Below are 18,208 nucleotides of genomic sequence, written 5' to 3'. Positions count from 1 at the left end.
TTCTCCGGTCTAGATCGAATGCCTTGAAAGGAAAAGTGCTTTTTCAGGCAGCCAGCAACTCGCCCATTGCGGCAAGGAACCGCCGGTCGATTGCGTCGCGCTCGCGATGGCGGCCGCCTTCCACCTGCTTAAAGCCGCGCGCCCACACGCAATCGACGGAAACGCCGCCGGCAAACAGCCAGTGATCGAGGATCTGATCGCCCGAGAGGTAAGGAACGGCTGACGTATCGAGCGAAACGAGATCGGCGTGATGACCCTCGACGAGGCCGGCCGGCGCTTTCAGCGCGCCGGAGCCGCCAGCAAGTGCGTGGGTGAATAGCGAAAGCGCCGTCGATCCGCCAGGTGCCGCGACGACATTGCGGGCGCGCAACGCCAGGCGCTGCGAATATTCGAGTTGGCGCAATTCCTCCGGCAGGGAAATCCGCACGTTTGAATCCGAACCGATACCGTAACGGCCGCCCTCTTCGAGGAAGAGCGGCGCGGCAAAGGCGCCGTCGCCGAGATTGGCTTCGGTGATCGGGCAGAGGCCGGCAATCGCCCCGCTCTTCGCCATCCGCCGCGTCTCGTCCTCGGTCATATGCGTTGCATGGATGAAGCACCAGCGCTGATCGACCGGCGCATGATCGAGCAGCCATTCCACCGGCCGCGCGCCGGACCAGGCAATGCAGTCCTCGACCTCCTTCACCTGTTCGGCGACATGGATGTGGATCGGCCCGTCGCCCGCCATCGGCACAAGCTTCGCCAACTCCTCGGGAGTGGCGGCCCGCAAGCTGTGCGGCGCCAGCCCGAGTTCGGCGCCGTCGAGCCGGCCGGTCACCACACGGCACCCATCCATCAGCCTTTCGAAGCTTTCCAGCGAATTGATGAAGCGTCGCTGGCCTTCAATCGGCGCGGCACCACCGAAGCCGGAATGGGCATAAAAGACGGGCAGAAGCGTCAGGCCGATGCCGGTCTCTTCGCTCGCAGCACCGATGCGTTCGGCAAGCTCGGCGATATTGGCATAAGCGCCGCCATCCTTGTCATGGTGGAGATAGTGGAATTCGCCGACACGGGAATAGCCCGCCTCCAGCATCTCGGCATAGAGCTTGGCGGCGACTGCTTCGACATGATCGGGCGTCATCGCCAGGGCGAACTTGTACATGACCGTGCGCCAGCTCCAGAAGCTGTCACTGGCAGGCCCCCGCACTTCGGCAAGGCCGGCCATCGCTCGCTGGAAGGCATGGCTGTGCAGGTTGCCCATGGCGGGAACGATCAGGGCATGGCGCTCATTGCCGGGTGCTGCGGCAGCGTCGGGCTCGACCCGGGCGATGCGACCTTCTTCGAGCGTCAGCCGCACGTTCTTCCGCCAGCCTTGCGACGTCAGCGCCGTCTCCGCGTGAAGTATGGTCATGGCCTTCTTCTCCTCCTGCCGCGCCGCCGATCTTTCTTTTCCAGAAAAGCGCGCAAAATTTCTCTTGTCACCTGTTGATTATGTATATACATGTTTCGGCATAAGGAAAGGCGCATAGCTGATGAGCGGGAACAATTTTTCTGAGGGTACCCCATCCGCCGATATCCGGCCGGTGCTGTGGCGAAATGCGCGACTTGCGACGCTGGCGCCCGACAGAGCAGGTCTCGGCATCATCGAAAAAGGCGCCGTGCTGACTGGAGGGGGCTGTATCGCCTTTGCCGGCGTCGAAAGCGAATTGCCGGCATCCGCCATCGAGAAATCCGAGATCGTGGATCTCGAAGGCCGCTGGGTCACCCCCGGTCTCGTCGACTGCCACACCCACATCGTTCACGGCGGCAATCGCGCCCGCGAATTCGAGATGCGCCTTGCCGGCGCGACCTACGAAGAAATCGCCCGCGCCGGCGGCGGCATCGTGTCCTCGGTGAAGGCCACCAATGCGCTGTCGGTCGAAGACCTCGTCGCCGAAGCGCTGCCGCGGCTCGATACGCTGCTTGCCGAGGGTGTCACGACGATCGAAGTGAAGTCCGGCTACGGGCTGAACCGGGCCGGCGAAGTGAAAATGCTGCAGAGCGCGCGCCTTCTCGGTCATATCAGACCGGTGCGCGTCGCCACCAGCTATCTCGGCGCGCATGCGACGCCGGTGGAATACAAAGGCCGCAACGGCGACTATCTCGACGATGTCGTGCTGCCCGGCCTCGACGACATGTATAATCTCGGCCTCGCCGATGCCGTCGACGGGTTCTGCGAGGGCATCGCCTTTTCCACGACCGAGATCGCCCGGGTCTTCGACAAGGCGAAGGCGCTCGGCCTGCCGGTCAAGCTGCATGCCGAACAGCTCTCCAATCTCGGCGGCGCCAAGCTTGCTGCGTCATACGGCGCGCTTTCAGCCGATCATCTCGAATATCTCGACGATGATGGCGTTGCCGCGATGGCGGCTGCCGGCACTGTCGCCGTGCTCCTGCCCGGCGCCTTCTACGCCATCCATGAGAAGCAGAAGCCGCCGGTCGAGGCGCTGCGCCGGGCCGGCGTGCCGATCGCGATCGCCACAGACTGCAATCCCGGCACCTCGCCGCTGACCTCGATGCTGCTGACCATGAACATGTCGGCGACGCTGTTCGGGCTCACCGTCGAGGAATGCATCGCCGGCGCCACCCGCGAAGGCGCCCGCGCTCTCGGCCTCATCGCCGAGACCGGAACGATCGAGCCCGGCAAGTCAGCCGATCTCGCCGTCTGGAATGTCGAAACCCTCGCCGAGCTCGTCTACCGCATCGGCTTCAACCCGCTTCATGCGCGTATCTTCAAGGGCGAAAGGAACGGTCGATGACCATCACCCTCCACCCGGGCACCGTCTCGCTCAACGACCTCGAGACTATTTACTGGACGGGCGAGCCGGCAAGACTCGATCCCGCTTTCGATGCCGGCATAAACAAGGCCGCCGCCCGCATTGCCGAGATCGCCGCCGGCAACGCGCCGGTCTATGGCATCAATACCGGCTTCGGCAAACTTGCCTCGATCAAGATCGACAGCGCCGATGTCGCCACCCTGCAGCGCAATCTCATCTTGTCTCATTGTTGCGGCGTCGGGGCGCCGCTGCCGGAGAATATCGTGCGCCTGATCATGGCGCTGAAGCTCGTCTCGCTCGGGCGCGGCGCCTCCGGCGTGCGTCTGGAACTGGTGCGGCTAATCGAAGGCATGCTGGATAAGGGCGTCATCCCGCTGATCCCGGAAAAGGGTTCGGTCGGCGCTTCCGGCGATCTTGCGCCGCTCGCCCATATGGCGGCGGTCATGATGGGCGAGGCCGAAGCCTTTTTCGACGGCGAACGCCTTTCCGGCGCTGAAGCCCTCGAACGCTCCGGGCTGAAACCGGTCGTGCTCGCCGCCAAGGAGGGCCTGGCGCTGATCAACGGCACCCAAGCCTCGACGGCGCTGGCGCTCGCCGGCCTGTTCCGCGCCCATCGCGCCGCCCAATCCGCCTTGATCACGGGCGCCATGTCCACGGATGCGGCCATGGGCTCCTCGGCGCCCTTCCATGCCGATATCCATACACTGCGCGGCCATAAGGGGCAGATCGACACGGCAGCAGCCCTGCGCGGCCTGCTCGAAAACTCCATCATCCGCCAGAGCCATATCGAGGGCGACGAGCGGGTGCAGGACCCCTATTGCATCCGCTGCCAGCCGCAGGTCGACGGCGCCTGCCTCGATCTCTTGCGCGCGGTCGCCCGCACGCTGGAGATCGAAGCCAATGCGGTCACCGACAATCCGCTGGTGCTCTCGGATAATTCCGTCGTCTCTGGCGGCAATTTCCACGCCGAACCCGTCGCCTTCGCCGCCGACCAGATCGCGCTCGCCATCTGCGAGATCGGCGCGATCTCGCAGCGCCGCATTGCGTTGCTCGTCGACCCCACCCTCTCCTATGGCCTGCCGGCCTTCCTCGCCAGGAAGCCGGGCCTGAATTCCGGCCTTATGATCGCCGAGGTCACCTCGGCGGCGCTGATGTCGGAGAACAAGCAGATGTCGCACCCGGCCTCGGTCGATTCGACACCGACCTCTGCTAATCAGGAAGACCATGTCTCCATGGCCTGCCACGGCGCCCGGCGCCTGCTCGGCATGACCGAAAACCTATTCGCCATCATCGGCATCGAGGCGCTGACGGCAGCCCAGGGCGTCGAACTGCGCGCGCCGCTGTCGACGAGCCCGGAGCTTTTGAAGGCGATCGCTGCGATCCGCGCCCAGGTGCCGAGCCTCGAGAGTGATCGTTACTTGGCGGGGGATCTCGCCGCCGCCGCCGCACTGGTGGCGACGGGGGCGCTGAATGATTCAGTTTCGACAGGCATTTTGCCGGTTTTGGAGGGTTGATGGTGATGTCTGCGCACTTTGCACCCCCCGCTGCCCTGTCGGGCATCTCCCCCACAGGTGGGGAGATCGGCTGGGCGGAGCCGCTCGCTCCAATATTAATTGTTTGGCACAGCCCCATCCGCGGGTCGATCTTCCCCCTTGTGGGGGTCCGAAGGACGGGTCGAGACCCGCGGCTCGACCCCGGGTCCGGCAGGACAGAGGGGGGTAACGCCCGCAACGCCGGAGCGCTTTGCCCATGACCGCACCATACGAAACCCGCCAGGGCACCTCGCCGATCATCCTCGGCTTCCCCCACACCGGCACCGAGGTGCCGCCCGACATCGCCGACCGCCTCAACGACAATGGCCGTATCCTCGCCGATACCGACTGGCACATCCACCACCTCTATGACGGGCTGGTCGACAACATCACGACCGTGCGTGCCACCTTCCATCGCTACGTGATCGACGCCAACCGCGATCCAGCCGGCGTCAGTCTTTATCCCGGCCAGAACACCACCGGTCTCGTTCCCGAAACGGACTTCGACGGCAGACCGATCTGGAAGGATGGGCAGGCGCCTGACGAGGCCGATATCGCGGCGCGGCTCAGGGATTTCCATGCGCCCTATCATGCCGCCCTTGCCGCCGAGATCGAACGCGTCAGGGCAATCCATGGCGTGGCGATCCTCTACGATTGCCACTCGATCCGCTCGCATATTCCTTTCCTGTTCGAAGGCAAGCTGCCGGATTTCAATATCGGCACCGACATGGGCAGGACCTGCGACAGCGCCATCGAGCAGGCGACGCTCACCGTCACGCAAGCTGCCGAAGGTTACGACAGCGTGCTCAACGGCCGCTTCAAGGGGGGCTGGACGACTCGCCACTACGGCCGGCCCGAGACGGGCGTGCATGCGATCCAGATGGAGCTCGCGCAATGGACCCATCTGCAGACCGAGACGCCGCCCTTCGCCTATGACGCCGCCAAGGCCGACAGGCTTCGCATTCATCTCAAAGACATTCTGATGCGCATCGAACAGATCGCACCGGGCCTGAAACGCTGACGATTGAAACCTGAGAACAGGGGAACAGCCATGACCAATCCACGCCACAATATCCGTGAAATCCGCGCGCCCCGCGGCAACGATCTCAATGCCAAGAGCTGGATGACCGAAGCGCCGTTGCGCATGCTGATGAACAATCTCGATCCCGACGTCGCCGAAAATCCCAACGAGCTCGTCGTCTATGGCGGCATCGGGCGCGCCGCGCGCACCTGGGAGGATTTCGACCGCATCGTCGCGACGCTGAAGACGCTGACGGAAGAGGAAACCCTGCTCGTCCAATCCGGCAAGCCGGTCGGCGTCTTCCGCACCCACAAGGATGCGCCGCGGGTGCTGATCGCCAATTCCAATCTGGTGCCGCATTGGGCGACCTGGGACCATTTCAACGAGTTGGACAAGAAGGGTCTTGCCATGTATGGCCAGATGACGGCCGGTTCGTGGATCTATATCGGCACGCAGGGCATCGTGCAGGGCACCTACGAGACCTTCGTCGAGGCCGGCCGCCAGCACTACGGCGGCAATCTCAAGGGCAAATGGATCCTGACAGGGGGCCTCGGCGGCATGGGCGGCGCCCAGCCGCTCGCCGCCGTCATGGCTGGTGCTTGCTGCCTTGCCGTCGAATGCAATCCGGATTCGATCGATTTCCGCCTGCGCACCCGCTATCTCGACGCCAAGGCCGAAACGCTCGACGAGGCACTCGCGATGATCGACCGCTGGACGAAGGCAGGCGAAGCCAAGTCCGTCGGCCTGCTCGGCAATGCCGCCGAGATCCTGCCGGAAATGGTTCGCCGCAGCATCCGCCCCGACATCGTCACCGACCAGACCTCGGCGCATGATCCGATCAACGGCTACCTGCCGAAAGGCTGGACTATGGCCGAGTGGAAGGCTAAGCGCGAAAGCGATCCGAAGGCTGTGGAAAAGGCGGCGCGCGCCTCGATGCGCGAGCATGTCGAGGCGATGATCGCCTTCTGGAACGCCGGCATTCCCACACTCGACTACGGCAACAATATCCGTCAGGTCGCCAAGGATGAAGGCCTGGAAAACGCCTTCGCCTTCCCCGGCTTCGTGCCTGCCTATATAAGACCGCTGTTCTGCCGCGGCATCGGACCCTTCCGCTGGGCAGCCCTCTCGGGCGACCCGGAGGATATTTACAAGACCGACGCCAAGGTGAAGGAGCTGCTGCCCGACAACAAGCACCTGCACAACTGGCTCGACATGGCTAGGGAGCGCATTTCCTTCCAGGGCCTGCCGGCGCGTATCTGCTGGGTCGGCCTCGGCGATCGTCACCGCCTGGCTTTGGCCTTCAATGAAATGGTCAAAAACGGCGAGCTTTCCGCGCCGATCGTCATCGGCCGCGACCACCTCGATTCCGGCTCGGTCGCCTCGCCGAACCGCGAAACCGAGGCGATGAAGGACGGCTCCGACGCCGTCTCAGACTGGCCGCTGCTCAACGCCCTGCTCAACACCGCCTCTGGCGCCACCTGGGTGTCGCTGCATCACGGCGGCGGCGTTGGCATGGGCTTCTCGCAGCACTCCGGCGTCGTCATCTGTGCCGACGGCACGGATGATGCGGCAAAGCGTCTCGAGCGCGTGCTCTGGAACGATCCCGCGACCGGCGTCATGCGCCACGCCGATGCCGGCTACGACATCGCCCTCGATTGCGCCCGGGACAAGGGCCTGCGCCTGCCCGGCATCCTCGGAAACTGAACCTCATGAGGATCCTGCGCGCCGGCGATCACAAGCGCATGCCGTGGAAGAACGGCAAGGGAGAGACGGTGGAGATCGCCGTCTCTCCGCCAGGCGCCCCGATCGACGATTTCGACTGGCGCATCAGCATGGCAGCGGTCGCGGAGGACGGACCGTTTTCGATTTTCCCGGGCATCGACCGGACGCTGGCGGTCCTCGACGGCAACGGCATGGTGCTCGAGATCGACGGCAGCGCTGCTGTCCTGCTGACGACACAAACCACTCCTCTTGCCTTCCCGGCTGATGTCCCCGTCACCGCCAGGCTCGAAGACGGCGCGATCACCGATCTCAACGTCATGACGCGCCGGGCCGGCCTCACCCATAGCCTCGCCCGAATCGACATCGACGGCGCCACGCGCCTGCCGTTGCCATCGCCGACATGCCTGTTCCTCTGCCACCGCGGCATGGTGTCATTCCGCCGGTCGGGCGAGACCGGGACGCTTGCAGCCGGCGACGCGCTGCTGATCGAGGATATGACGATAGCTGCGCTTGATATCGACGGCCAGGCCAGATGTTATCTCATCTCGATCGCTACTCACTGATTTTCCCTTAACTCTTTGGAATTTCGACCGATTTCGGAAAAAATCAGGGTGCCAGCATCGGCGATCGCGATATCAGGCCATGGACGCCGTTCCTGCTTTCGGTCTAAACTTTGCCCTTCTGATGCAGAAGAAGACCTAGACTGCCCGCGACATCAAGGGCGGCAAGGGAGCAGGTGTGACGGATCCATACGATATTCTCGGCGTTGAACGCGATGCGGACGAGGCGAAGCTGAAGGCGGCCTACCGGCGCCTGGCAAAGGTCGCCCATCCTGATTCGGGCGGCGATACGGAAGCCTTCGACAATCTGCAGAAAGCCTATGCGCTGCTTCTCGATCCGGTCCGCCGCAAGGTCTATGACGATACCGGCTATGACGTCGAGTTCGCCGATGCGGCCGAGCTGCAGGCGCTTGTGATGATCGAGAAGCTCGTGACCGACGCCGTGCTCGACGAGCGGGCGCCGGGCAGTTTCGACCCGGTCGCGGTGATGCAGGAAAGCCTCTCCGAGGAACTGCGCAAGGCGCGGTTCAGCAAGAGCGAGCTGGAACGCCACGCCTCGCGCGTCGGCCTGCATCTGGAGCGGTTGGAAAAGCAGTCCGGCCGTGATGTGCTCGCCCATATGTTCCGCGCCCGCATCGAAGCGATCTCCAAGGCGGTCGCGGAAACCGAGGCGAAGATCAAGGCGGCCGAACGCGCCGCCGACATGCTGAGCGGCTACGTCTACGATCTCGATCCGTCGTTGCTGCCGGAGGCTTCTGTGACCAATCTCGAATGGATCGAGACCTCCAGAAACCGCTCCACCGGCTGACGCAGCGCGCGCTAAAACCGTCAGTAGGACAGCTTCGGATACCAGTCCGGCGCCCGGCCTTCCGGCGTCGTGTCGATCAGCGTCCAGAGCGGCATCAGATCGGGCGCGCCGCGCGGATCCTCGCCGGGATCAGCCGTCACGCCGCCCATTTCCTGGCTCCAGAAGTGGCGGATCGTGCCGTCGCGCCTCTTGAAGACGTTGTAGGCGGCGTCATCGCCGCCGCCTCTGCCTATGGCGTGATAGTCGCGGCTGTAATCGCCCGACGGATCGGAATAAAGCGGCAGGTGGTGCCAGCCGCGCTCCTTCTTGAAGGCGAGCAGTCTGCCGATCGGCGAAAGCGCGACCACCGCAAGGGCGGCGCGCTGCTGGATATCCGGCACCTCGCCATCCCAGGCCGACAGCAGCGAGGTGCACATGGGGCATGGACGCTCGCGCTCCGGCCCGAACATGTAGCTATAGACGATCAGCGTCTCCTTGTCGGCAAAGAGCTCGCTGAGCGAGATCGGCCCGTCGGCACCTTCGAAGCGATAATCCTTCTTCACCTCGCCGCCCGGCGGCAGCGCCCGGCGCTGTCTTGCCACGCGCTCGATGTGCCGGCGCAATTCGATCTCTTCGGCCAACAGCGCATCGCGGGCGATACGATATTCCTCGCTCTCATTCGGGAAACGAACGCCATTCTTGGCCGCGAGTACGGCGGCAGGTACCAGCTGACGGTTATCCATGACAATCCTCCTGTCGTTGCCTGATGATGTGCCGACCTCAGGGCAATATGCAGCACATCGTTGGAATGACGATCGGAAGATGCGAAAATCGACAGGGCGGCGAAAAATATCCCACTTCGGAATTCCGAAATTCCTCCGCTTCGAGATTCCGAAATTCGAGCCGGTTTGCGCGGCATTCTCCCGGAGAAATAGTCAAGGATTTCAAAGCCTCATCCTATCTCGGGATTCCGAAGTGCTATATAGATCTTGGTGGAGTTATGCACGCTCGCCACACAATACTGCTCGAACGTCCGGATGCCTGAACGCAAAAAGGGCGCTCGACCCTTGCGGGGAGCGCCCTTATCCTGTCGGACAGCGAACAGCTCGACAACGTCGATACCGGGCGCATCCATTTTTCAGGCAGGCCCGCTATATGGACGCTTGCATTCGCCGTTTCAAGGGCTTTTTGCATCATCTTTAGCATGCGGCCACTAAAGGGCGGCGCCGGTCACCGGATTGACCACCGGCCGCTCGCTTTTGTCGCCCTCCCCAGCCGGCTGCACGGCCGGCGGCGCCATCGATTCGGCGTCGGCGGGTTCCGGCTTGCCGGGAACGGCATTGACGTCCTTGGGACGGCGCTGCTCGGGCTTTACGTTTTCATCATTCGTCGACATTGTCTGTCTCCTTTCCAGGGAAGAAGTCCGGGCTGCCGACATGGTTCCGGGGGCGGATGGAGGATTGCCGATGCTCGAGAGATTTTTGCTGCAGGGGCCGCAGGATGCGCGCTTCACCATCCTTCTTGCCCATGGCGCCGGCGCGCCGATGGATTCAGCTTCGATGACAGCGGCGGCCGACGCGCTTGCCGGCGTCGGCTTTCGCGTCGCCAGGTTCGAATTCGCCTATATGGCCGCCCGCCGCACCGCGGAAGGGCGCAAGCCGCCGCCGCGCGCCGAAACTCTCAACCCCGAATATGAGGCGGCGATTGCCGCGCTCGACGCCGGCGGTCCTCTCATCATCGGCGGCAAGTCGATGGGCGGACGGGTTGCGAGCATGGTCGCAGACGGTCTCTACGACAGGGGAAAGATCACTGGCCTGCTCTGCCTCGGCTATCCCTTCCATCCACCTGGCCAGCCGGAGAAGCTGCGCACCGGCCACCTCAAAAGGCTCGCGACACCCGCGCTGATCTGCCAGGGTACGCGCGACGAGTTCGGGACAAAGGACGAGGTGCCGGGCTATGATCTCTCCGACAGGATCGAGATCCTCTGGCTTGAGGACGGCGACCACGACCTGAAGCCGCGCAAGAAAATCTCCGGCTTCTCCGCTGCCGGCCACCTCGCCGCGATGGCAAAGGCGGCAAAGGCGTGGGCCGAACGCCTGCCGCTTTAGGCACCGCCTTTTGGCCGTCGTCGGGTGGAAAGCTTCCTCACATCGATGCGCCGGTCGCCGGCGAAAACAGTGATTTCGAAATGATCGGCCTGCACCACGTCGCGGATATTCCTCGGCCGGTGCGCCGCGACGTTCACCCCGCCTCTCAGCCGCACGCTGTCATAAAGAATGCCGGCGCCGCCACTCGAGCGCACCTCTTCGCCGAGCACCTGCGATGCAGCGTAGCTCGTGCCGTCATAGATATCGGGCCGCAGCGTCTGTTCGCCGCGAATGTCGAGATAGTAGCCGATCAGGGTGGCGGTATAACTGCGATAGGTGCGCGCCATCGTCGCCACCCCACGCGCCACAGCCTCGCGGCGGAGATGATGACCGACCTCGGCGGCGGCTGTCTTCAGATTGTCGGCGGCATACCAGGCGCCGAGATCGGGGCCATTGAACCGCATGCCGCCGGCTGCGACATGCAGGAATGCCGCCATTACGATGCTGGCATTGGGCGTCCCGTAAACCCATTCGTTTTCGGGAAGCCGCCGGATGCGGTCGGCCACGAGCCGGTCATTGGTCCATCCCACAAGTTCCATGACGGCTTCGAGATCGGCCGCCCTCGCCACAGTATCGAAGAGACCGATCGGCGGAAATTGCGACGGGATCAGCCGGTAGGACGGTCGCGGCGCCTCGGCGAAACGGTCGCTCACCGGAAGACGATGTCCGCGTCTTCGTAGGGCGTGAATGCCTCGTCGAGCCGGTTCGGCGGCATATAGAGCCCGCCGCGCGCGCCGTCGAGAAACCGGCGCACAGTTATCAGCCCGTCCTGGGTGCCACTTGTGACGATATCGAGCGGCGGGTGGCCGCCGAAGACAGGCGCCTGATGCGGCGTTCGCAGCCAGTCGATTCCGGCGCGTTCGTCGGCAAACAGCACGCCGAGCGCCTGGTGGATGCCGAGCACGGCGGAGATCCGGGTCAACGTATCGACATCGAGGGTGAAGGCGCCGTGCTCACGCGCCTGCTTGGCCCAGCTGTGATAGGTCGAGCGGGAGGGATAACCGAGCACGAGGAGGCGCTGTTCTTCAGTGAGCCCCCAGAGATCGGCGATCGCCAGGAAGGTCCGCAAGGCCGGCGGGCTCAGCCGCCTTCGATTGGCCGGCGCAAACCGCTGCGTTTCCAGCCGCTCCGGCTCCTGCTCCCTGTGTCTTGCCTGCTGCATGGCGTTCTCCTGTCTTGAACTAGATTTAGTCCAAATCTGGGCATCCGGCAAGCAAATTGGAAGTGGGACTTCAGGATAGCTCTCCGGCCGCCTCGCGGATCGTCTGCATCAGGATCGATTGCGGTAGCGATGGCACCGCATCGGCGCGCATCGTCAGCCCGACCGGCCCCTTGGTTTCGCCGGTGTCGATCGGCAGAAGCGCCAGCCGCCCATCGGCGACATCGCCTGCCACCACGCCGTTGGAAATGATCCAGATCGCATCGCTTGCCCTCAGGAAGGCGCGGCCGAAGGAGTCCGACACCGTCTCAATCTGGTTCGGCAGGCTGGAAATACCGTTGGCGATGAGGAAATTTTCCACGACCGGCCGGATGATCGAGCCGCGCGTCGGCATCAGCACCGTGTAGTCGGCGAAACCGGCAAAGGGCGATTGCCGGCCATCGAGCAGCGGATGGCCGGGCCGCACGGCAAACACCACCTGCTCGGAATAGAGATGTTCGAAGGAAAAGCCCGCCATCTTCTCAGCTCCGGCCAGGCGGCCAACCACGAGGTCGAGATCGCCGACGCGAAGCTGCTCCAGGAGCACGGCGTTTTCGCCGGTGACGATCTTCACCCGGCTCCGGGTATTTTCATTGAGGAAGAGTTCCATCGCCCGCGGCATGATGCGCGACGACACCGTCGGCAGGGCGCCGATCCGGATAGGCGGCGCATCGGCGAACTGCTCCTGCGAGACGGAATCGAGACCCTGGCGCAGCGCCGTCAGCGCGGCGCCTGCATGCCGCAAGAAAACCTCGCCGTAACGGGTGATCTTGATGCCGCGACCGTCGCGCTCGAACACGGCAACACCCAGCACCTCTTCCAGTTCGCGGATCGTCTTCGTCACCGCCGGCTGGCTGACATGCAGCAACTCCGCCGCCTTCATGACGCTCTTCTGCCGCGCCACCTCGACAAAGGTCTGCAGATGACGAACCTTGACGCGGCTGTCGATCATTCCATAACTCCCGGGTTATCGAGATGCCTGAAAATATCATTTTACTTAACCGGATCAACCATTCAGTTTTGCGCCAAGAGATGGTGGCGAGTTGACGAGAAGGCGCAATCGGTCATCCTCGGCCTTGACCCGCGGCTGGTGGTGCCGTGTGGATGCTCGGGCCAGGCCCGAGCATGACGGAGGGGCGGGAATGGCTGCCCCTCACCCTAACCCTCTCCCAGGCGGGGCGAGGGGACGTGCCAAACGCGGCATCGAGGTTGAGGGAGACGGTGCGGCAGATCCCTTCTCCCCGCACGCGGGGGTCCGAAGGACGGGACGAGACGCGTGGCTCGACCCAGGCAGAGGTGGCGGCAGCCGGATGAGGGGCTACCCGGCTGAGCTCATGATGACGGAGGAAGCGACGTGCAGTTCGCCCGCATAAACGACGTGACGATCCACTATCAGCTTATCGGCGCTCCCGCCGACCGGCCGGTGATCGTCTTCGTCAATTCGCTCGGAACGGATTTTCGCATCTGGCGCGATGTCGTCGTACGGCTTGCCGGCGACTATGCGGTCGTGCTGTACGACAAGCGCGGCCACGGCCTTTCCGATGTCGGCCAGCTCCCCTCATCGATCGAGGATCATGCGACCGATCTTGCCGGCCTGCTCGACCTGCTCTCGGTCAAGGATGCCGTCATCTGTGGCCTCTCGGTTGGCGGCCTCATCGCTCAGTCGCTCGTTCAGCACCGGCCGGATCTCGTCGGCGCCCTCATCCTTTGCGACACCGCCCACAAGATCGGCACGGCAGAGAGCTGGAACGCCCGCATTGCCGCCGTCAAGAAAGATGGCCTCGGCAGCATCGTCGACGCCATCATGGAGCGCTGGTTCACGCCGGCCTTCCGACGGCCCGAAAACACCGCCTATTCCGGCTATTGCAACATGCTGACGCGCCAGCCCGTGGAGGGTTACCTCGCCGCCTGTGAGGCGATCCGCGACTCGGATTTCACCGAGGCCGCGAAGTCGATCGCTGTGCCGACAATCTGCATAGTCGGCGACCAGGACGGCTCGACCCCGCCCGATCTGGTACTCTCCACAGCGCGGCTGATCCCCGGCGCCCGTTACGAAATCATCCGCCATTGCGCCCATATTCCCTGTGTCGAGCAGCCGGAAGCGCTGACGGCGATCATCCGCGCCTTCCTCACATCGATATCGCCTGGAGAAAGCAGCCCATGAACGAAACAGCCTCTCCCTCCGAACGCTATCGGCAAGGCATAGCGACCCGTCGCGCCGTGCTCGGCGACGCCCATGTCGAGCGCGCCATAGCGGCAACGACGGAGTTCGACCGCCCCTTCCAGGAGCTGATCACCGAAGCCGCCTGGGGCCATGTCTGGTCGCGCCCGGCGCTGACGAGGCGCGAGCGTTCGATCGTCACCATCGCGCTGCTGGCCGCACTCGGACAGGACGATGAGGTCGCCATGCATGTGCGTGCCACCGCCAATACGGGTGCGACCCGGGAGGATATCTGCGAGGCGCTGTTGCATGTGGCGATCTATGCCGGCGTTCCCGCCGCCAACCACGCGATCAAGATTGCCAAGCAGGCCTTTGCACAGATGGACGCCGAGAAAGCGGCCTGAGGGGGAGAAATGTCCGAACGAGCAAACAGCAAGCCGGAGACCGGCGCCTTCTTCGCCCGCGACCGCGCCTGGCACGCGCCGGCGCTGACCCCCGGCTACAAAACCTCGGTGCTGCGCGCGCCGCAGCGCGCGCTGCTGTCACTCGACGGCACGATCTCCGAAACGACAGGCCCGGTCTTTGGCCATTCAATCATCGGCGAGCTCGACAACGACCTGATACTGAACTATGCGCGGCCGGGCGAAAGCGCCATCGGCGAACGCATCATCGTCCATGGCCGCGTGCTCGACGAACGGGCCAAGCCGGTGGCCGGCGCCCTGGTCGAATTCTGGCAGGCCAATGCCGGCGGCCGCTATCGCCACAAGAAGGAAACCTATCTCGCGGCAATCGACCCGAATTTCGGCGGCTGCGGCCGTGCCATCACCGACGAGGAGGGCCGCTACCATTTCCGCACCGTCCGGCCCGGCGCCTATCCCTGGCCGAACGGCGTCAACGACTGGCGCCCCGCCCATATTCACTTCTCGGTCTTCGGCCACGGCTTCGCACAGCGCCTGATCACCCAGATGTATTTCGAGGGCGATCCGATGATCTGGAAATGCCCGATCGTCGGCACGATCCCCGACAAGGCGGCGATCGAGCAGCTGATCGCCCCGCTGGACTGGGGCAACACGATTCCGATGGATTCACGCGCCTATAAATTCGATATCGTGCTGCGCGGACGCCGCTCGACGATGTTCGAAAACAAGCTGGAGGGCAACTGACCATGCAGCAGCTCGGTTATCTCAAGGAAACCCCGTCGCAGACCGCCGGTCCCTATGTGCATATCGGCCTGACGCCGAATTTCTGCGACATCACAGGCGTCTACGACAGCGATCTCGGCAGCGTGATGCTCAACGACAAGACGCTCGGCGAACGCATCACCGTCACCGGCCGCATCTTCGACGGCGCGGACGCGCTGGTGCGCGATGCCGTCGTCGAGATCTGGCAGGCCGACAGCGCCGGCCTTTACAACAGTCCCTCGGAAATGCGCGGCGCCGCCGACCCGAACTTCGCCGGCTGGGGCCGCTGCCCGACCCGGGCCGACGACGGCGTCTACAGCTTCGAAACCATCAAGCCCGGGTGGGTCCCCTTCAAGGACGGCCGCAGACAGGCGCCGCACATCACCTTCTGGATCGTCGCCCGCGGCATCAATATCGGCCTGCATACACGGATGTATTTCCCGGAAGAGACCGAAGCCAACGCCAGCGACCCGCTGCTTGCCCGCATCGAACATCGCGAACGCGTTGCCACCATGGTCGCCACCCGCGATGGCGCAACCTGCCGTTTCGACATCCATCTGCAGGGGCCGAAGGAGACGGTGTTTCTGGATATTTGAGGGTGTGCCGGCTGCTTGTCGGAGAATTCCGCGCAAGCAGCCCCCTCACCCTGCCCTCTCCCCGAGGGGAGAGGGGAACAGTGCCACGCGAGAGAACCTGCCCATAAGGCGCCGACGCCGCCTCATTTCCCTTCTCCCCTCGGGGGTCCGAAGGACGGGTCGAGACCAGTGGCTCGACCCCGGGGTGGCGGCAGCCGGATGAGGGGGCCACCACCACAAACGAGCAAACCATGACCGCATCGCCCTTCGACCACCCCTTCCTCTCCGGCCTTGTCGGTGACGACGAAATCGCGCCCTATTTTTCCGCCGAAGCCGATATTCGGGCCATGCTCTCCTTCGAGGCGGCACTCGCCAGGGCCGAAGCCGCGCACGGCCTCATTCCCGGCGAGGCAGCAAGGAAGATTGCCGAAGCCTGCGCCGATTTTTCTCCAGATCTTGCCAGCCTTCGCGCGGCAACGGCGAAAGACGGGGTCGTCGTCCCCGACCTCGTCAAGCAGCTGCGCGCCAAGGTCGGCGAGGAAGCGGGCAGAAACCTGCATCTCGGCGCCACCAGCCAGGACGTCATCGACACCAGCCTGATGATCCGCCTGAAGGCGGTGGTCTTCCTGTTTGCCGGCCGACTTTCCGCCATCCTCGCAGCGCTTGACGGGCTCGACCGGCAGTTCGGCCGCAACCGCCTGATGGGCCATACCCGCATGCAGGCGGCGATCGCCATCAGCGTCTCGGACCGTCTCAATGCCTGGCGCACGCCGCTCGCGACCTATCGCGACCGCCTGACCGAGCAGAGCTTCCCCGTCCAGTTCGGCGGTGCTGCCGGCACGCTCGACAAGCTTGGGCCACAGGCCGCCGCCGTCCGCGCTTCGCTCGCCCAGGAGCTCGGCCTCACCGACATCAGGCAATGGCAGAGCGCGCGTCTGCCGATCGCCGATATCGCCGGCCTGGTCGCTTCGATTTCGGGCAGCCTCGGCAAGATGGGACAGGATATCGCGCTGCTTGCCGAGATGGGCGGCGAGATCGAAATTTCAGGCGGCGGCACCTCCTCGGCCATGGCGCACAAGCAGAACCCGGTTGCCGCGGAAGTCCTGGTCTCGCTCGCCCGCTTCAACGCCACGGCGCTCTCGGGTATCCACCAGTCTCTTGTCCATGAACAGGAGCGCTCCGGGGCGGCCTGGACGCTCGAGTGGCTGCTCCTGCCGCAGATGACCATGGCAACCGCCGCCAGCCTGCGGCTTGCCGGAGGACTGATAGGAAATATCAAGCGGCTCGGGACGGCTTGAGATCACAGCTGCGGCCAGCGCTATGGCTAGCCGCGCGGCAAGGGTTCCAGCGCGAGAGCGGGCATTTGCTTTTTCGATCGCGCGCAACCATCTAATAGGCATGACTTGCGGAAAACGCCCTGCCCGCGCAGCCCATTTACCGAAAACCAACCATACTGGGTTGCTTTCCGAAGCGAAAGCCGATTGCTTAGGAGAATATACTTCTTCTTCCGCTACCGGTTAGGAGAATGAAAGGGGGCGCAGGCAAACTCGTGGAATTCTGCTGCTTCGCATCGGGATAAACTATGATTACGATGGCGATGCGGGAAGGCCGGTTTGAAAAACGATGACGACAGAACTGTTTCAGATAAAATTTTGGGGCGTCCGCGGCAGTATTCCCGTGTCGGGCCCCGAGTTCGATCGCTACGGCGGTAACACTTCCTGCATCGAGATTCGCTGCGGAAAACATCGGTTGCTTTTCGACGCAGGTTCGGGCCTGCGCGAGGCGGGGCTGTCGCTGCTTGCCGACGGCGTCAGCGACGTGGACCTGTTCTTCAGCCACTGCCATTACGACCACATCATCGGCCTGCCCTTCTTCAAGGCGATCTATTATCCCTCAATCAACGTCAACATCTGGTCCGGGCACCTCGACGGCAAGATGAGCACGCGGGAAATGGTCGAGCAGTTCATCAGCCCGCCCTGGTTTCCGGTCAAGACCGACATCTGTCAGGCGACGATGAACTTCCGCGATTTCCACTCCGGCCAGGTTCTGACCCCGCATGAGGGCATCGAGATCAAGACGTTCACGTTGAACCATCCGGGCGGCGCCATCGGCTACCGCATCGAATGGCGGGGTCGTTCGATCGCTCTGATCTACGATATCGAGCATATTCCCGGCAGTTATGATCCGGTCTCCCTGGAGATGATGCACGGCGCCGATCTCGTCGTCTACGATTGCACCTACAATGAAGATGAGATGCAGCGCTTCAAGGGCTTCGGCCATTCGACCTGGGAGCACGGCACCGAGCTGGCCAAAATGGCGGGCGCCAAGCGCTTCGCCCTGTTCCACCACGCCCCCTCCCGCACGGACGAACAACTGGCCGAAATGGAAGCACAGGCTGAGGCCGCCTTCCCCGGCGCCTTCGCCGCCCGCGACAATCAGACCGTGGTGATTTAGGGGTGCCGGCGCACGCAGGCGCCGGCCCGTTTGCAACTTGCTGACGGAACAGATGCCGGGTCCGACCGTTTCCCCGGC

19 protein-coding genes are annotated in these 18,208 nt (G+C 63.8%); 13 read left to right on the top strand and 6 right to left on the bottom strand.

What is annotated here, in order from left to right:
- Positions 1 to 43: 43 nt before the first annotated feature.
- The gene (locus NXC14_RS26130) at positions 44 to 1,390 is read right to left on the bottom strand and encodes a formimidoylglutamate deiminase (protein ID WP_085780925.1); all 1,347 of its coding nucleotides are present in this window, start codon (positions 1,388 to 1,390) and stop codon (positions 44 to 46) included.
- Positions 1,391 to 1,511: 121 nt separating this feature from the next.
- Between NXC14_RS26130 and hutI the strand changes: the two genes are divergently transcribed.
- The 6 genes from hutI to NXC14_RS26095 all read left to right on the top strand — a co-directional run bounded on the left by hutI (position 1,512) and on the right by NXC14_RS26095 (position 8,435).
- A complete protein-coding gene (hutI, locus tag NXC14_RS26125; RefSeq protein WP_085780924.1) occupies positions 1,512 to 2,774 on the top strand; it encodes an imidazolonepropionase in 1,263 nt (420 codons plus the stop codon).
- Positions 2,771 to 4,306 carry a histidine ammonia-lyase gene (gene hutH / locus NXC14_RS26120; RefSeq protein WP_085780923.1) on the top strand — a complete coding sequence of 512 codons (1,536 nt, stop codon included), beginning with the start codon at positions 2,771 to 2,773 and terminating at the stop codon, positions 4,304 to 4,306. The genes hutI and hutH overlap by 4 nt, the downstream gene beginning before the upstream one ends.
- Before the next feature lie 235 nt (positions 4,307 to 4,541).
- On the top strand, positions 4,542 to 5,345 hold the full coding sequence (hutG, locus tag NXC14_RS26110) for an N-formylglutamate deformylase (RefSeq protein WP_085780922.1): 804 nt from the start codon (positions 4,542 to 4,544) through the stop codon (positions 5,343 to 5,345).
- A gap of 30 nt (positions 5,346 to 5,375) precedes the next feature.
- Positions 5,376 to 7,049 carry a urocanate hydratase gene (hutU, locus tag NXC14_RS26105; protein ID WP_085780921.1) on the top strand — a complete coding sequence of 558 codons (1,674 nt, stop codon included), beginning with the start codon at positions 5,376 to 5,378 and terminating at the stop codon, positions 7,047 to 7,049.
- A gap of 5 nt (positions 7,050 to 7,054) precedes the next feature.
- Positions 7,055 to 7,630 (top strand): HutD family protein, encoded by a 576-nt coding sequence (locus NXC14_RS26100; RefSeq protein ID WP_085780920.1) that lies wholly within the window; start codon positions 7,055 to 7,057, stop codon positions 7,628 to 7,630.
- 175 nt (positions 7,631 to 7,805) lie between these two features.
- A complete protein-coding gene (locus NXC14_RS26095) occupies positions 7,806 to 8,435 on the top strand; it encodes a J domain-containing protein (protein ID WP_011427926.1) in 630 nt (209 codons plus the stop codon).
- 20 nt (positions 8,436 to 8,455) lie between these two features.
- Here NXC14_RS26095 and NXC14_RS26090 read toward each other — a convergent pair whose 3' ends face one another.
- Positions 8,456 to 9,157: a DUF899 family protein gene (locus NXC14_RS26090; RefSeq protein ID WP_085780919.1), complete on the bottom strand. Its 702-nt coding sequence runs from the start codon at positions 9,155 to 9,157 to the stop codon at positions 8,456 to 8,458.
- Between the two features lie 470 nt (positions 9,158 to 9,627).
- A complete protein-coding gene (locus tag NXC14_RS26080; protein WP_085780917.1) occupies positions 9,628 to 9,810 on the bottom strand; it encodes a hypothetical protein in 183 nt (60 codons plus the stop codon).
- A gap of 70 nt (positions 9,811 to 9,880) precedes the next feature.
- Here NXC14_RS26080 and NXC14_RS26075 point away from each other — a divergent pair, with 70 nt between their 5' ends.
- On the top strand, positions 9,881 to 10,522 hold the full coding sequence (locus tag NXC14_RS26075; protein WP_085780916.1) for an alpha/beta family hydrolase: 642 nt from the start codon (positions 9,881 to 9,883) through the stop codon (positions 10,520 to 10,522).
- On the opposite strand, the gene NXC14_RS26070 is transcribed toward NXC14_RS26075, so the two are convergent.
- The 3 genes from NXC14_RS26070 to pcaQ form a co-directional block, all read right to left on the bottom strand.
- Positions 10,519 to 11,214 (bottom strand): RES family NAD+ phosphorylase, encoded by a 696-nt coding sequence (locus tag NXC14_RS26070; protein ID WP_085780915.1) that lies wholly within the window; start codon positions 11,212 to 11,214, stop codon positions 10,519 to 10,521. The two genes, NXC14_RS26075 and NXC14_RS26070, sit on opposite strands and share 4 nt — an antisense overlap.
- Positions 11,211 to 11,723 (bottom strand): MbcA/ParS/Xre antitoxin family protein, encoded by a 513-nt coding sequence (locus NXC14_RS26065; RefSeq protein ID WP_085780914.1) that lies wholly within the window; start codon positions 11,721 to 11,723, stop codon positions 11,211 to 11,213. Before NXC14_RS26065 ends, NXC14_RS26070 begins: the two co-directional genes overlap by 4 nt.
- A gap of 70 nt (positions 11,724 to 11,793) precedes the next feature.
- Positions 11,794 to 12,711, bottom strand: coding sequence for a pca operon transcription factor PcaQ (gene pcaQ / locus NXC14_RS26060; RefSeq protein ID WP_085780913.1), 918 nt, complete (start codon positions 12,709 to 12,711; stop codon positions 11,794 to 11,796).
- A 402-nt stretch (positions 12,712 to 13,113) separates the two neighbouring features.
- Here pcaQ and pcaD point away from each other — a divergent pair, with 402 nt between their 5' ends.
- From pcaD to NXC14_RS26030, 6 genes are all read left to right on the top strand, one after another.
- Positions 13,114 to 13,923 (top strand): 3-oxoadipate enol-lactonase, encoded by an 810-nt coding sequence (gene pcaD, locus NXC14_RS26055; RefSeq protein ID WP_085780912.1) that lies wholly within the window; start codon positions 13,114 to 13,116, stop codon positions 13,921 to 13,923.
- Positions 13,920 to 14,324 (top strand): 4-carboxymuconolactone decarboxylase, encoded by a 405-nt coding sequence (gene pcaC / locus NXC14_RS26050; RefSeq protein ID WP_085780911.1) that lies wholly within the window; start codon positions 13,920 to 13,922, stop codon positions 14,322 to 14,324. Before pcaD ends, pcaC begins: the two co-directional genes overlap by 4 nt.
- A 9-nt stretch (positions 14,325 to 14,333) precedes the next feature.
- On the top strand, positions 14,334 to 15,083 hold the full coding sequence (gene pcaH, locus NXC14_RS26045) for a protocatechuate 3,4-dioxygenase subunit beta (RefSeq protein ID WP_085780910.1): 750 nt from the start codon (positions 14,334 to 14,336) through the stop codon (positions 15,081 to 15,083).
- Between the two features lie 2 nt (positions 15,084 to 15,085).
- The gene (pcaG, locus tag NXC14_RS26040; RefSeq protein WP_085780909.1) at positions 15,086 to 15,697 is read left to right on the top strand and encodes a protocatechuate 3,4-dioxygenase subunit alpha; all 612 of its coding nucleotides are present in this window, start codon (positions 15,086 to 15,088) and stop codon (positions 15,695 to 15,697) included.
- 230 nt (positions 15,698 to 15,927) lie between these two features.
- Entirely contained in the window at positions 15,928 to 16,974 is a 1,047-nt protein-coding gene (locus NXC14_RS26035) for a 3-carboxy-cis,cis-muconate cycloisomerase (protein WP_085780908.1), read from the top strand.
- Between the two features lie 325 nt (positions 16,975 to 17,299).
- On the top strand, positions 17,300 to 18,130 hold the full coding sequence (locus NXC14_RS26030) for an MBL fold metallo-hydrolase (protein ID WP_085780907.1): 831 nt from the start codon (positions 17,300 to 17,302) through the stop codon (positions 18,128 to 18,130).
- Positions 18,131 to 18,208: the final 78 nt, after the last annotated feature.

This window comes from Rhizobium sp. NXC14 (genome assembly GCF_002117485.1).
Classification (GTDB): domain Bacteria; phylum Pseudomonadota; class Alphaproteobacteria; order Rhizobiales; family Rhizobiaceae; genus Rhizobium.
Note: the sequence above shows the minus strand (reverse complement) of the source record. Positions and strands in the feature narration are given on the sequence as shown.

What these genes read in the sequence shown, in the direction of transcription:
- hutU (WP_085780921.1), top strand. Translation starts at nt 5,376, where the DNA reads ATGACCAATCCACGCCACAATATCCGTGAAATCCGCGCGCCCCGCGGC.
- NXC14_RS26035 (WP_085780908.1), top strand. Translation starts at nt 15,928, where the DNA reads ATGACCGCATCGCCCTTCGACCACCCCTTCCTCTCCGGCCTTGTCGGT.
- NXC14_RS26080 (WP_085780917.1), bottom strand. Translation starts at nt 9,810, where the DNA reads ATGTCGACGAATGATGAAAACGTAAAGCCCGAGCAGCGCCGTCCCAAG.
- hutH (WP_085780923.1), top strand. Translation starts at nt 2,771, where the DNA reads ATGACCATCACCCTCCACCCGGGCACCGTCTCGCTCAACGACCTCGAG.
- pcaG (WP_085780909.1), top strand. Translation starts at nt 15,086, where the DNA reads ATGCAGCAGCTCGGTTATCTCAAGGAAACCCCGTCGCAGACCGCCGGT.
- hutI (WP_085780924.1), top strand. Translation starts at nt 1,512, where the DNA reads ATGAGCGGGAACAATTTTTCTGAGGGTACCCCATCCGCCGATATCCGG.
- pcaH (WP_085780910.1), top strand. Translation starts at nt 14,334, where the DNA reads ATGTCCGAACGAGCAAACAGCAAGCCGGAGACCGGCGCCTTCTTCGCC.
- pcaC (WP_085780911.1), top strand. Translation starts at nt 13,920, where the DNA reads ATGAACGAAACAGCCTCTCCCTCCGAACGCTATCGGCAAGGCATAGCG.
- NXC14_RS26130 (WP_085780925.1), bottom strand. Translation starts at nt 1,390, where the DNA reads ATGACCATACTTCACGCGGAGACGGCGCTGACGTCGCAAGGCTGGCGG.
- pcaQ (WP_085780913.1), bottom strand. Translation starts at nt 12,711, where the DNA reads ATGATCGACAGCCGCGTCAAGGTTCGTCATCTGCAGACCTTTGTCGAG.
- NXC14_RS26090 (WP_085780919.1), bottom strand. Translation starts at nt 9,157, where the DNA reads ATGGATAACCGTCAGCTGGTACCTGCCGCCGTACTCGCGGCCAAGAAT.
- NXC14_RS26030 (WP_085780907.1), top strand. Translation starts at nt 17,300, where the DNA reads ATGACGACAGAACTGTTTCAGATAAAATTTTGGGGCGTCCGCGGCAGT.
- hutG (WP_085780922.1), top strand. Translation starts at nt 4,542, where the DNA reads ATGACCGCACCATACGAAACCCGCCAGGGCACCTCGCCGATCATCCTC.
- NXC14_RS26100 (WP_085780920.1), top strand. Translation starts at nt 7,055, where the DNA reads ATGAGGATCCTGCGCGCCGGCGATCACAAGCGCATGCCGTGGAAGAAC.
- NXC14_RS26075 (WP_085780916.1), top strand. Translation starts at nt 9,881, where the DNA reads ATGCTCGAGAGATTTTTGCTGCAGGGGCCGCAGGATGCGCGCTTCACC.
- NXC14_RS26065 (WP_085780914.1), bottom strand. Translation starts at nt 11,723, where the DNA reads ATGCAGCAGGCAAGACACAGGGAGCAGGAGCCGGAGCGGCTGGAAACG.